We start from the raw sequence: 12355 nt of genomic DNA, 5'->3' as shown, positions 1-12355 counted from the left end.
TTGCTGGTATAGACCTGATATTGCGGCGCGGCCGCCCCGTCAATGGCCGTCAGGCCCCAGTCGGTTTCGTCGGCCGCCAGTTCTTTTCCATCCTGCCGCACAAAGCGCACGCGCACCTGTTCCAGATCCATCATCCCACATCACCTGCCAATCCATAGGTTGTCTGCAGCCGAATGGCCCGGGCGGTCTCGTCCGGGGTTTCCACCGGCTGATAAAAATTGAAATTCTGCGTGTAACTCGCCGCGCCCGCCGCAGCGGCTTCCGTGGGTCCAGCCATGGCAAAAAGCCCGGCCTGCGGCATCGTGCGGGCGATCTGCGCGTGGTTCAGCTGAACGCCTGCCACCAGGCGCTGGGCCGCGCCCTGAATTCCGTCTTTCCCCAAAAGGCCCTTCTGCGCGGCGTTCTCCAACTTCTGCATCGTGTCGGTCACCCGCGCTGCAATGCCGTCCGCCTCGTCCTCCACACCCAGCCCAATGCCCAGTGCAAAGGGCCGGCCGATCTCCCGCCGCGTCTTGCGCGAGGGCGAATTGATCTCGGCCTCCCGCCTGGCCGCGTCCATCGCCGCCCGCACCGCGTCCCGGGCCGCGTTCACCACGTTGCTTTTTCCGGCGGCAATGCCATTTGTAATGCCGGCCATCATCTGGCTGCCCACAGTGGAAAACTGGCTTTCCTGCACCTGGGCGGTAGCAGCGTCTTTTGCATTTACAACAACTGCCTTGACCTCTTCCTCCACTTTTATCTGCGAATTGGCGATCCCTTCCGCTGCCGCCTCATTCACGCCCATAGCGGCGGACTCAATGTCTGTATAGCCCATTTGATAAGAGGCAATACCGGCGGCCGTGGCAGCCTCCACGCTGGCGGCATAAGCCGGAGCCAGCTCTTTCAACTGCGCATCGGAACTCTCCGCCAGCGCGGCCACATAAGCGATCCCTTCGGTCCCCATGTTCGCAAATTGTTCCAAAACAGCATCGTCGATCCCCAGTCCCCGGAAACGCTCTCTCAGCTCCTCCATGTTGGCAGAATAGTTTTCCATGGCCTCGCGGTTTTTTTGCAAATTTTCAAGCATCTTCGCAGCGCTGACATCGCTTTCAACGTTGATTGCCGAAAACATATTGGTAGCTGCCTCCGTAAAAGAGGCAATGGCTTCCTGCCGGCGCTGCATTTCTTCCTCCGCTGCTTGGGCGGCGGCCTCCGCGGCTTCCTGTTCCGCTTTGGTGTTCTCCAAAATTGTCTCTGAGGCCACAGTATCGATCTCCGCCAGCTTTTCGCCTACGATACTCAACCGCTCCGCGTTTTCCTCTCGGGCTGTCAGGTATCCTTCCTCGGCCTCATTCAATTCTTCCAGCAGCTTCAGGCGTTGCAAACCTCCGGTTTCCTTCTCCACCTCCTGCCGCCGCTGTTCAATGAGTTCCAGGTTTTCAGCAATCTCGGCCTGTTCCTTGTACAGCTCATTTTCTCGTTCCACATATGCTCCGGCCTTTGCCATGTCTTCCTTCGCGGCGATATACTTTTCAATTTCCGCTCCGGTCATAGACAACGCGCCCGTCTGCTCGTCGAACGTCAGGTTCAAACCTTCCTGCTCCTCGTTCAGCTTCGCCACAGCCGCCGCCATGCGCTGCTCGTCGCCCGCCGCCCGGTCATAGCCTTTCGAAAGCTCTCCCAACGTGGCCGCAAGCCTGCGGGAATCTTCGGCGGTGGCGCCAATGGAAGCAAGGCTTTTTTCCGCGGCTTCCTGGCTGCTTTTTGTCGTGTCTGCAAATTCCTTCTGCGCTTCGCTCAGTTCTTTCACCGCAGCGGACTGCTTTTTGTACGCAGGGTCACAGCTTCCGATTGCCGCCGCCAATGCAACGAGCGCTGCGATCGCCGCTGTTGCGGCCACTACCACAGCCCCAATTGGGTTTGCACTTACCGCCGCATTCCAAAGCCACTGGGCTGCCGTTACCAGGCCGATCTTACCCTGCAAAACGCCCATCAGCACTTCCTTTACGCCCAGCTGGCCATTTTCAAGCATTTGTGCAGTGACCACTCCGCCTATGGCTTTAACATATTCGTCCACCTGTGCTTTTGCTTTGTCAAAACTCGGGAAAAGCGAAAGCATATCGCTGCTCACCTTTCCCACTCTGCTGAAAGAATTCTGCAACTGCTCCACTTGTTTAAATACCAAAAAAATACCTTCCCCCAGCGATTTAAAGCCTCCTGAGGTCAGATCCTCCACTACCCCGCTCAGTTTACCCAGAGCCTGTTCAAAGCCGTTCAGCTCGATCTTCGCCTCAAATTCTATGGTGCCTTTATAACTCACGTCCTCACCTTCCTTTTTTGCCCCAGCCCTTTCAGGGCCGCCCCGCCTGTTTCTGTGCTTCCCTGAATCGCTGGCGCACCCGTTCCCTGCCCCGGCGCGCCGCCTCGTCCGCAGTCACAAGCGCCTCCTGCCGGCCCTTCAGGCCATACCGCGCTTTCAGTCCCGCGTAATAGGCGCGCTGGCTCTTGTCCTTGATTCCCTCCAGGTCCATCGTGCGCCAGGTCATAATCTGCCCCATCGCCGTTTCCTCCGGCAGGTTTTCCAGCAAAGCCAAAAACGCCCACCAGTGCAGGTATTCCACCTTCACCAGATCTATGCCGTAGGCCTGCAAAAAGGCCGCGTAAATGCGCCCGCCGTCCTGTTCAAAATCAAAGGCGCGCGCCGGCGCGGCCGTCCCGCCTCCTCCGGGGGCCTGTGCGTCGGGCGGGCTGCCCCGGAAATAAAACCACAGCAGCAGCCGCAGCGCCTCCTCGGTGCTGCCGGGCAGCTCTTCAAACAGTTGGTTCAGCCCCACCGAGAGCTTCTGCCAGTCGTTCAGGCTCTCATCCTGCAAGGCCAGCTCAAACCGGATCATATTCCGAAAATCCGGGTAAATGGGCACGCCCCCCAGCTGCTCGGGCAGGCCCGTTTCCAGCAGGTTCATCTCTTGGCCCGGCCCGTGGCCCGGTTGGGGGCATATTGCGCCAGCTTTGCGCCCACCTCGCTGCTCTGCCGCCCCACCGCCTCGCCAATGGCGTCGCACAGATCCAGCAGCCGTTCAAGGCTGGTTTTAGGGCCCAGCAGCCGGTCGCACACGCCCTGGCCGAAGGCGTCGTCAATAAAGTCGGTCACCAGCCTGCATTGCGCCTCCATAAATGCCACATACGCGTCAAAGCTGGCGTCGGTAAGCGCTTCGGCGGGTGGGTCGGGCAGCCCGGCGGCCGCTTGCCTCATCCGTTCGCCCGCCGCACGGTACCGCCGCAGGTCCTCAGGGGAAGTAATGTCAAAATCGACCTCGGTCCCATTGATTTTAAGCATGGTATGTCCTCCTTGAAAAATGCCCCGGCCTGCTCTCGCAGGCCGGGGAAGCTGTGTTATTCAGCCGCGGGCTGAGGCGCGGAATAGGTATAGGCAGTGGGCTCGCCGAACGCGGTCAGGGTCGCCGAGATGGTGGCGCTGGCGCCCGCCTCTCCGGCGGTGTCGTCCCCCACCATAATGGTCACCTTTCCCTGCTCACCCTTGCCGGTCAGCATGCAAAAGTACACATAGGGGCGCACCACCGCCGCGCCCTTGCCAAACTTCATCTCGTGGGCAAGCAGCGCCTCCTGGAACGCGTCCCCCAGGTACCGGTCGCCCGCCAGCGCAAAGGTGCGCTTGGTGGCGGTCTTGCTGGAGGTAGGCCCCTTGTGCAGGTAGGTCTTGTCCGAAGTGATCCCCTCCAGGGTGGCGGCGTGGCTGGTCATGCCGTCAATGGCCACCAGGTATTCCCCCACATTTTCCGCCGTGCCCGAAAAATCCACCGCCAGCACATAGTCGTCCGCATTGGCAATCCCCGCGTATTCCGGTTTCGGGGTCACACCTGTCATCAGTTCAGAAATAGTCATTCTTTTACATCCTCCTGTTCAGTTTGAAAATAAACAATCCGGCATAAAAGCTTCAATGTCCCCGCTTGCCCGCCGGTGTGGGCAAGCGGGCCCGGCACCTCTGCCGCCAGGCTCTGTGCGGTCATTCCCGCCGGCAGTCGCGGCAGCCGGCGTTCCCTGATCTGCTGCCTGATCCACGCTGCCAAATCCCCGCAAAACTTTCCACGCAAGACCTGCCGGGCCTGTGCCGTGGCTTGTTCTCCGGTATCCAGCACATAGGTACTCTGGCGCAGGCAGCCGCGGAAATACCGGCGCTCCGTGCCCGTCTCCGGGTTTCCAAGGATCCGCCAGGCAGCGCCGTGCACGGGTTCTTCGCCGCAGTGCAGGCGCCCCCCGGCCAGCATGGGACAAGCATCAAAATACGCACTCAGCGCTTCCAGAATGGGGTCCGTCACCTGATCACCTCCCAGCCTTTTCATTGGATCCCCTCGCCGCCGGGCCGCCAGGGGGGCGGCAGCAGTTTCTGTACCGGGCTTTTATCCTTTCCCTCTCCATAGAACCTCCTTTCTTTCCTGTGCCCTTTTGCGCGGGTCACATCCGCCGGCCGCAGTTTTATGCCGTGCCCGGGGCAGTTTCACAGCAAAAGGCCCGCCTTTTGGCAGGCTCTGTACTCCCCTCCTCCCGCTGTTTTTTATACCAATCGCTCTATGGTAAAGCAGCCGCTGGATACGCCACTGCCAACAGTACCGGTCGCCTGTATCCCGGTAAAGCTCACCGTCTGGCCGCTGCTTATGGTCTGCACACCGCTGCGCGTGGGGCTGAACCGGTACCCGCTGATCCGGTAAGTTCCGGCGGCCGTACAGGTCCAGGTCATGGACGCATTGTTATATCCACCAATACCGCCAGCCGTTATCATACTCCCATAGCGGGTGTCACCCCAGCCATACCACTGTCCGCTCTGCACATTGTTGCCGGAGCTGTCCGTCCGTCTGCACACGCCGTAATACCCCACCGCAACCACCTCATAGCCCCGCTGCAGCGCTCCCGTCACCCCAAAGATGCTCACCCCGGCCAGGATGTTCCCCGCCGCCAGGTTGGTGTCGCCTTTGATCGTCTGCGCGCCTTCCAGATACTGCCCCGCCGCCAGCACCTGGTCGCTGGTGCCTGGCGTGTAGGCAGCAGCCGCCTTGCGGGGGATCCCCCCCGCCACGGTCACGCCCCCGCTGCGGATCGTCATCCCATCCAGCAGATTGCCGGGCACGAGCTGTGCCTTGTCCGCCGCGCTCAGCCCGGCTCCGCTAAAATTTAGGGTGTTCCCCTCGCGCCAGCACACCACCGCCGCACCCTTGGCAAAAAAGCCGCCCCACAGCGCGTCGCCGGCCACGGTCCTGGCCTCGCAGGCCGTGCCGTTCACGGTCACCGTGTCCCCCTCGGCAAAGTCAGCCGTGGCCACAAACCGGATGTTGGCGCCGCTGCCGGTCAGCGCGTGCACCCTCCCGCTCTTTGCGTGGGTGTAGCTTGCCATGCCTCCCACCGCCTCCGGCGGGATCGCCAGCCGTGGCCGTCCCTCGTCGTCCAGCTCCAGCAGCAGGTTCACCGCCGCCGCCCCCAGCTTGTCCCCCTGCTGTAAAAGCGGGCTGCTCACCTCCACCGCCACGTCGTGCAGCGCCACCGTCCCGTCCCGGTTCAAAAGCGATACATACAGCCGCCCGTCCGCCTCGTCCGGGATCGTGTCACGATAAGATCGCGCCAAATGTTCCACCTCCCAATAAAAATGCCAGGTCCGGCAGGCTGTTTTCTATCGCCTGCAGGTCCCGGCCGATCTGCTCTTCCATTCCTTCAATGCGGTCCAGGTCCCGCCAGTCCCACACCGGCTTGCCCGCCGCAAAGCTGCGGGTCTCGTAGCCCGCCCGCGGGCACACCGCCGCGGCCACCGCGGCCAGGTTCTGCTCCACCCGGTTAAAAAACTCCGGGTAGGGCAGCCCGTCTATCTCTTCCTCCGGCATGGGGGCCAACTCGGTCCTGCGGGCGATCCGCCCGGCCCAGGCCTGCAAATGCTCCAGGTTCCCCCGGATCCGCTCATAGTCCGGTTCCAGCCGGAACTCGTCCGTCGCCGCCCAGCTCGTTTTCGGTGTTTGCCACATAAAAGCTCTCCTTATTTCGTTCTCAGAAACATCACAAGCAGCATAATCCCATACGGGCGTTGCCCATTGTTCCAACTGATATTGATTTTATCCCCCAGGTTAAAAACATGTTGTTCGCTTACTTTATCGCCGGAAGATGTGCTGGAAAAAGACAAATTTCCACTGGTTACGCTCACATTAAAGCTGCGGCTGCAGGATATCTGCACAACTCCCGTAAAAGCCGTTGTCACTGTGGTGCTATATGTCCTTGATCGTGCTCCATCCGGTGTTGTTTCAGCCGGGATTTGTGAAATGCAGCTTCCGGTAAAGGTCGGTCCGTAGGTGGACCATTTCCCACCGTATACATAGTCGGCATACCATTCACCGCCGCAAAGGCCGAAGATCCCCACAACTCCTGCAGCGGGCAATACTCCCGTCACCCCAAAGATGTTGGCCCCTCCGCGAATATTCTCAGGAATCAGCCCTGCATCCCCCCGGATGGTCTGCTCTCCGTTCAAATACAGCCCGGCCGGGATGGTCTGGTCGCTGGTGCCGGGTGTGATTGTGGCCGCTCCCCGGGCCGGGATGCTCCCCGCCACCCTGCCGCGCAAAATTTCATGACCTTCCACCATCCACTGCCTTGCTGTCTCTTTATCCGCCGCGCTCAAGCCCCCCACAGCTTTCAAAACCGCTTTCGCCATATCACACCTCCAAAAACACAGCGGTCAGCTCCACATTCGGGCAACTGTCCCCGCAGACCACCTTGACCTCTCCCTCCAGGCTCTCCGCCATGGTAATACACCCCAGCGCCTCCGCGATCGCCAGGTTATCCGCCGTGGTCGCCCCCGGCTGTGCCCGCACATCCCAGATCACCACGTCCGCCGTCATCCCCGTGCAGGCCACGGTCTGGGTGTAGCTCCCGTCCGCCTGCCGGCTCCAGCCCGCCGCCGGCAGCACCGCCGTGTATTTCCGGATACCAAGCCCCGCCGCCGTCACGTTCACCGTTTTCGCCGCGCTGCCGTCATACGCCCCCTGGCCCGCACCGTTCAGCTGGATCGTCAGCGCCGCGGGGTTTTTCAGCGCCGTCGGCAGCGCCTTCGCCCCCACCTTGCCGCCGCTGCTGTACAGCACATGCCCGTCCGTGAACCCGCTCGTGGTGGTCGCCGTGGTCACCGTGTTCGGCCCCGGCAGCCCGGTCTCCCCCCGCTCGCCCCTTTCACCCTGCGGGCCCGTGGCGCCGGTGTCCCCCTTCTCGCCTTTTTCCCCCTTCGGCCCCTGCGCGCCAAAGGGCAGCGTCAGGTCCAGCACCGCGGCCGTGCCCGTCTTGGTAATACTCGCCGAGGCCGTCGCTCCGCTCTGCACCGTGCCCACCTGCAGCGTCTGGATCGCCTCGCTCCACGCCTCCACCAGCGCCGCCGTCAGCCCGTCCAGCACGCCCTTGTTCCCGTGGCTGTGCCGCGCCGCCGTGTTCGCCGCCACCGTCGTCTTGGTGGCCGCCAGCTCCTCCGCCGCCGCCTTGCCCTTGTCCCCCGGGTAGGCCGTGCTCGCCGTCTCCCCCAGCGCCAGGCTCTTCGAGATCTCCACATACCCCGTCCCGCTCCACCGCCAGGTCAGGTTGTCCGCAAGGCTCACGTAGATCTTCCCGCTCTCCCCCGCGGCCGGGAAACTTTTTGCATCCGCAAACTCCAGCACGTCGTCCACATAGCTCGGCAGCTGCGCCGCCGGCACCTGCCCCTGCCCGTCCAGCGTCGCCACCCCGTTCGCTTTGCCCAGTTCGCTGCGCTTCACCTGCGCGTCGTTCGTCACGCTGCCCAGCCCCACCTGGGCCTTCGTCACTCCGTGGGGGTTCGCCCTGCTTGCCAGGTGCGCGATCAGCTCCGCCACCGCCGTTGCCAGCTTGCCCAGCGCCGCCGCCAGCTTCTCGCCGCTGGTCAAGGCCGTCAGGCTCGCCGCCGCCGTGTAGGTGGGCGTCTGGTCGTTGGTCGCCACGTTCGGCACATTCCCCAGCCCCACCTGCGCCTTCGTCACCCCGTGGGGGTTTGCCCGGTCCGCCTTGTGCGCCGCGAACTCGTCCATGCTCTGCCGCGCCCCGGCAAGGCTCGCCGCCGGCGTGTCGTTCCACTGCGCGGTCCCCTGCACCGCCGCCAGCTGCTCCCCCAAAAGCTCCAGCAGCCGCTGCAGCTTGTCCCGCACCCCGCCGATCCCGCGGCTCCCAAGCTTCTCGTCCGTCACGCTCCCGTCCGGGTGCGCAAGCACCGCCGCGCTGCTGTGCGCGTTCAGCTCTGCCTTCCCCGCCTTCAGCTTTTCCAGGTCCTCGTCCGCCTTCTTCTGCCGCCCCAGCTCCTTGTCGATCGCCTCCATGTCATACGTCAGGTCGTCGATGTCCGCCGGGTCGTTCCGCTCCGCCACCCGCTCCGGCAGCCGCAGATTATAGTTCTGGCTCTTCCTCAAATGGTATCCCCCCTTTTCAAGATCAGGCTGCCCTTCAGCCCTCCTCCGCTGTACTCCAGCTCGTTCTTCAAAACCTGCGCCGGCGCCGCCGCCGCAAACTCCGTGTCCAGCCGGATCCGGTCCAGCGGGTCCAGCTCCGGGTTCCCCCGCGTCGCGCAGCTGTAAGTGGACCGCCGCAGCAGGTAGTCCCGCACCCACGCGGCCACCGCCGCGCCCCGCTCCGCGTCCGTCACCAGCTCGTTGCTCAGCACCTCCACCGCGCCGCTCGGGTCCGCCTCCGCAACCTCGGCCGCCGCCGTCCGCGCGCTCGTCGCAAGGCCCCGCCCCGTCACCGTAAGCTCCACCGGCCCGCTGCCCCTCAGCGTGATGTCCCCCGCCGCCGCGTACAGCTCCGCCCGCGCAATGCTGCCCCCCGCCACCTCCAGCCGGATCTCCCCCGCCCGGCTCCAGCTCAGGTGCAGCGCCAGCTCCCCGTCCACCTGGTAGCTCGCCTTGTGCAGCTGCTTTTCCTTTTCCTCCAAAGCGTACCGCGTCACCGGGCACTCCACCCGCAAAAGGCTCGCCGTCTTCTCCACCTTCGGCGCCTTCTCCAAAATCTGCGAAAGCTCCAGCCGGTACTCCTCTTCTTCCCCAGGCCCCGGCTCCAGCCGGATGCGCCCCTCCCGGTCGCACCACAGCGCGCAGCACCCCGCGTGCGCGATCAGCTGCAGGCATTCCCGGTGCTTTTTCACCGGCAGCGGCGCCGTGGTGCGCAGCTCCTTCAGCCCCTCCCACAGCACCCAGGGCTCTGTCTCCTCATGCTCCCGCGGCAGCCCCGCGTCCTCCAGCACCGCCCGCGCAAGCTCCCACAGGCTGTGTTCTTCGCCGTCCCACACACCCTTATAATAGGTGCCGTCCAGCAGCCCCAGCGCGTCCGTCGCCGCAAACTTCGCCAGCAGACCGTCCGTCGCCGGCTGCCCCGTCAGGTAAAACCGGCCCCCCGGCAGCCACTCCACAAGCCCGCCTTCATATACCTCCTGCCAGCCCGTCAGCTCCAGGCTCCCCCAGTCCATCTGCGCCGCGTCTCCCCATTTCAGCCCTCGGCTGATCTCCTGCCCGTACTCCACACGGATCGGGCTCCGCTGCTCAAAATACCGCCAGATCCCCGCCGGGTCGTCCGGGTCATACCCCGCGCTCCCCGCGCCCGTCAGCCGGTTGATGTTCACCGCCGTCCACTCGAACTTCCCCGTCGGCAGCCGCCGCCCGATCGGGTCCACCTCCAGCGTCTGCTTCGCCCCCGAAAGGCTCGCGTCCTCAAACGTCAGCCCGATCCCGAACATCAGCTGCGACAGCCGCGCCCGCCGCCAAGGCCGCCCGCTGCGCAAAAATACCACCGTCAGCCGGTCGAACCGCTCCAGCGGCACGTCCAGCTGCCACGCGGCCCCCTCCGGCCGCTCCACCGCGTCGTACAGCACCTCGCCGCCCCGCCGGGCCGTCACCCGCAGCTCCGCCGGCCATTCCCCAGCCGCCCGGTCAAACCCGAAGGTCAGCCCCGCCACCGTGTGCGTCTTCGAAAATTGGATGTCCAGCGCCGGCGCCGGGTCGAACACCCCGTCCGCCCCGCTTAAGCCTCCGCTCACATATCCCTCCGCCGGCGCGCTGCCCCCAGGCCGCGGCGGAACCACCAGCCGCCCGTCCGCCTTCCACCGCCCCGGCTCAAAGCTCGCGCAGCTCACGCCCTGCGCCCCCTGCGCGGCCAGCGCCGCCCGCGGCGCAGACCACCAGGCCTGCCCTTCCTCCGCCACGCTGGCCGTCGCCGCCGCGTCCGCGTCGATCAGCCCAAGGCTCACCCGCAGGTGCGCCGCTCCCAGCACCGGCCGCTCCTGCTCCCGCTTATATGCCTCCGATATCCGCTGCACTTCACACCACCCCGCAATCGATCACGTTAAAGCTCGCGTCCCGCAGCAGCGCCGGCAGCCCGCTCCCAGGCTCCACCCGCGCTGGGCTGCACTTCACGTCGCTCAAATAGAACAGCCGCGTCTCCCAGCGCCCCAGGTTGAAGTTGAAGTAATGGCAGTAAAAGGTGAAGTGCCCGGCCTCAAACCACCGGTTCATCTCCCACCACACCTCCGGGCTGATCGCCGTCCACAGGAGCTCCTGCTTGTCCAGGCTCCGCCCCACCATCCGCCCCACCATGGTCCCCTGCGCGTTCCGCGCGCTGTCCACCAGCCGGCTCGTGGTAAAGGGCGCCGTGTCCGGGTAAGGCACCGCGATCGCGTGGTTCTGCCGGTCCGTGCCCGGCTCCGCCCCCAAATAGATAAATCCCAATCGCTCGCCCAAATCAGTAGGCATTTGCAAACGCACCCCCAATCTGCACTCCGCGCCCCGCGCGGATCCGCTCCATGGCCCGGTACAGCACCTCGCCGTCCAGGCTGATCTCGATCGGCACATCCGTCGCAAGCTCCTGCACGCCGCCCAGCTGCCCCAGCACCTCGGCCACCGCCTGCTTAATGGTTTCCAGCGGTGCTTCCACGTTCGTGCCCCGCCGCTGTTCCCCCACCATCGCCAAAAACGGCTTGTTCGCCGGCAGCACCGCTCCCTGCGCAAGTCGCGGGATGCTCGGGATGTTGGCCAGCCGGATGCTGCCCGCCGGGAACAGCTCCTTGCCCATGATGGTCAGGCCGTCCCAGCTGAAATGCAGCTTGTCGTTCAGCCAGCCGATAAACCGGTTCACCAGGTCGATCAGGGCATTCAGCCCGCCCTTGATGCTCTCGCCCAGATCGCTTCCGAAGATTTTTTCAAAAAAGCTCTTGATTGCCTCGATCGGCGCCATGGCAAGCTTCTTGATCCCCTCCCAGGCCTTTTTCCAGTCCCCGGTAAACACCCCGCTCAAAAAGGTCGTCAGCCCCTGAAAGATATTCTTGAAAAAGGTGAACAGCGCCGTAAAGTGCGCGGTCAGGGGCACGATCAGCACATTGTAAAACCAGTCCGCCGCCGTTGCAAACGCACTCTGAATGCTTTCCCAAACCGCCAGCGCCCCCGTCTGGATCCCCTGCCACAAAAACGAAAAGAACTCTCCCAGCGGCCCCAGCACAAACTCCTGGAACCACGCGGCCACCGCTCCCCAGATCTCCTGGATCCAAAGCCACACGTTCAGGGCCACCTCCTTCACGGTGTCCCAGTTCATGATCAACAGCACAATTGCCGCCACCAGCAAGCCAATCCCCAAAGACACGAATGCAATCTTTGATGAAAGAAAATCCGAAGCTACCCCTAATGCGTTTGTAACCGGCACGGCCGCTGTGCTGATCACCTGCCAAGTCGTCGCAGCCGCACCCGCCGCATTTTGTACCGCCGTCCAAGCCTTGTAAATCACAATCGCCGCGGCCAGTGCCGCAGAAAGTGAACCAATCACCACCGCCAAATTTTGCGTTGCGACCTGGTGCCCGTCGATCCACCCCGAAAGTTCCCTCAATCCATTGGTAATTCCTTGCAGCACCCCCACGATCCCTTCGCCTGTCCACTGTGCCAGCGGCTGCAAAAAGCTGTTCCAAAGCCAAAGCCCCAGCGGCTGCAGCGCTTGCAGCATGCTGGTCAGCACCCTGCACGCCGCTGCCAGCAGGTCCAAAAACGCCGGCAGCAAATTCTCGATCGTCCAGGCCGCCAGCGGCACAAAAAGGTTGTACCAGGCCCATTCCAGGCCCGCAAACAGCGTCCTGGTCAGGGGTTCCGCCGCCGCCTTCAACCGTCCAAACGCCTCCGCCAGCGGCCCAAAATCGATCGCCCGCAGCGGCTCCAGCAGCTGCCGTATCTTGTCCACGATCGCCTGCAATTGCGGCGTAAGCGTATCTTCCACCTGCGTTCCTGCGGTGGTGTCCAGCGCCGGAACCTTTCCGCCGCCCGCCTGTCCGCCTGTCTGCCCGCCCGTCTGCCCTCCTGCG

General features: G+C 63.8%; 12 protein-coding genes. All 12 read right to left on the bottom strand.

The window, feature by feature from the left end; genetic code table 11:
- Window positions 1-130 precede the first annotated feature (130 nt).
- A complete protein-coding gene (locus tag ACMLHZ_RS12520; RefSeq protein WP_418668027.1) occupies window positions 131-2299 on the bottom strand; it encodes a hypothetical protein in 2169 nt (722 codons plus the stop codon).
- Between the two features lie 31 nt (window positions 2300-2330).
- Window positions 2331-2942: a bacteriophage Gp15 family protein gene (locus ACMLHZ_RS12515; protein WP_418668026.1), complete on the bottom strand. Its 612-nt coding sequence runs from the start codon at window positions 2940-2942 to the stop codon at window positions 2331-2333.
- Entirely contained in the window at window positions 2939-3316 is a 378-nt protein-coding gene (locus ACMLHZ_RS12510; protein ID WP_418668025.1) for a DUF6673 family protein, read from the bottom strand. Before ACMLHZ_RS12510 ends, ACMLHZ_RS12515 begins: the two co-directional genes overlap by 4 nt.
- A 56-nt stretch (window positions 3317-3372) precedes the next feature.
- On the bottom strand, window positions 3373-3882 hold the full coding sequence (locus ACMLHZ_RS12505; RefSeq protein WP_418668024.1) for a phage tail tube protein: 510 nt from the start codon (window positions 3880-3882) through the stop codon (window positions 3373-3375).
- Complete coding sequence (locus ACMLHZ_RS12500; protein WP_418668023.1) at window positions 3879-4340, bottom strand: hypothetical protein; 462 nt, start codon at window positions 4338-4340, stop codon at window positions 3879-3881. The genes ACMLHZ_RS12505 and ACMLHZ_RS12500 overlap by 4 nt, the downstream gene beginning before the upstream one ends.
- Window positions 4341-4552: 212 nt before the next feature.
- Window positions 4553-5614, bottom strand: a complete 1062-nt coding sequence (locus ACMLHZ_RS12495; protein ID WP_418668022.1) for a hypothetical protein — start codon at window positions 5612-5614, stop codon at window positions 4553-4555.
- Window positions 5595-6005, bottom strand: coding sequence for a hypothetical protein (locus ACMLHZ_RS12490; protein WP_418668021.1), 411 nt, complete (start codon window positions 6003-6005; stop codon window positions 5595-5597). The genes ACMLHZ_RS12495 and ACMLHZ_RS12490 overlap by 20 nt, the downstream gene beginning before the upstream one ends.
- A gap of 11 nt (window positions 6006-6016) precedes the next feature.
- Window positions 6017-6685 (bottom strand): hypothetical protein, encoded by a 669-nt coding sequence (locus ACMLHZ_RS12485; protein WP_418668020.1) that lies wholly within the window; start codon window positions 6683-6685, stop codon window positions 6017-6019.
- A 1-nt stretch (window position 6686) separates the two neighbouring features.
- Entirely contained in the window at window positions 6687-8435 is a 1749-nt protein-coding gene (locus ACMLHZ_RS12480) for a collagen-like triple helix repeat-containing protein (RefSeq protein ID WP_418668019.1), read from the bottom strand.
- Window positions 8432-10333 (bottom strand): hypothetical protein, encoded by a 1902-nt coding sequence (locus ACMLHZ_RS12475; RefSeq protein ID WP_418668018.1) that lies wholly within the window; start codon window positions 10331-10333, stop codon window positions 8432-8434. The genes ACMLHZ_RS12480 and ACMLHZ_RS12475 overlap by 4 nt, the downstream gene beginning before the upstream one ends.
- Window position 10334: 1 nt before the next feature.
- On the bottom strand, window positions 10335-10766 hold the full coding sequence (locus tag ACMLHZ_RS12470) for a hypothetical protein (protein ID WP_418668017.1): 432 nt from the start codon (window positions 10764-10766) through the stop codon (window positions 10335-10337).
- A partial coding sequence (locus tag ACMLHZ_RS12465) for a phage tail protein (RefSeq protein WP_418668016.1) occupies window positions 10756-12355 on the bottom strand: 1600 nt, incomplete at its 5' end. The genes ACMLHZ_RS12470 and ACMLHZ_RS12465, both read right to left, overlap by 11 nt.

Source organism: Allofournierella sp., assembly GCF_048388525.1.
Lineage (GTDB): Bacteria > Bacillota > Clostridia > Oscillospirales > Ruminococcaceae > BQOK01.
Note: the sequence above shows the minus strand (reverse complement) of the source record. Positions and strands in the feature narration are given on the sequence as shown.

What these genes read in the sequence shown, in the direction of transcription:
- ACMLHZ_RS12490 (WP_418668021.1), bottom strand. Translation starts at nt 6,005, where the DNA reads ATGTGGCAAACACCGAAAACGAGCTGGGCGGCGACGGACGAGTTCCGG.
- ACMLHZ_RS12505 (WP_418668024.1), bottom strand. Translation starts at nt 3,882, where the DNA reads ATGACTATTTCTGAACTGATGACAGGTGTGACCCCGAAACCGGAATAC.
- ACMLHZ_RS12485 (WP_418668020.1), bottom strand. Translation starts at nt 6,685, where the DNA reads ATGGCGAAAGCGGTTTTGAAAGCTGTGGGGGGCTTGAGCGCGGCGGAT.
- ACMLHZ_RS12500 (WP_418668023.1), bottom strand. Translation starts at nt 4,340, where the DNA reads ATGAAAAGGCTGGGAGGTGATCAGGTGACGGACCCCATTCTGGAAGCG.
- ACMLHZ_RS12510 (WP_418668025.1), bottom strand. Translation starts at nt 3,316, where the DNA reads ATGCTTAAAATCAATGGGACCGAGGTCGATTTTGACATTACTTCCCCT.
- ACMLHZ_RS12470 (WP_418668017.1), bottom strand. Translation starts at nt 10,766, where the DNA reads ATGCCTACTGATTTGGGCGAGCGATTGGGATTTATCTATTTGGGGGCG.
- ACMLHZ_RS12515 (WP_418668026.1), bottom strand. Translation starts at nt 2,942, where the DNA reads ATGAACCTGCTGGAAACGGGCCTGCCCGAGCAGCTGGGGGGCGTGCCC.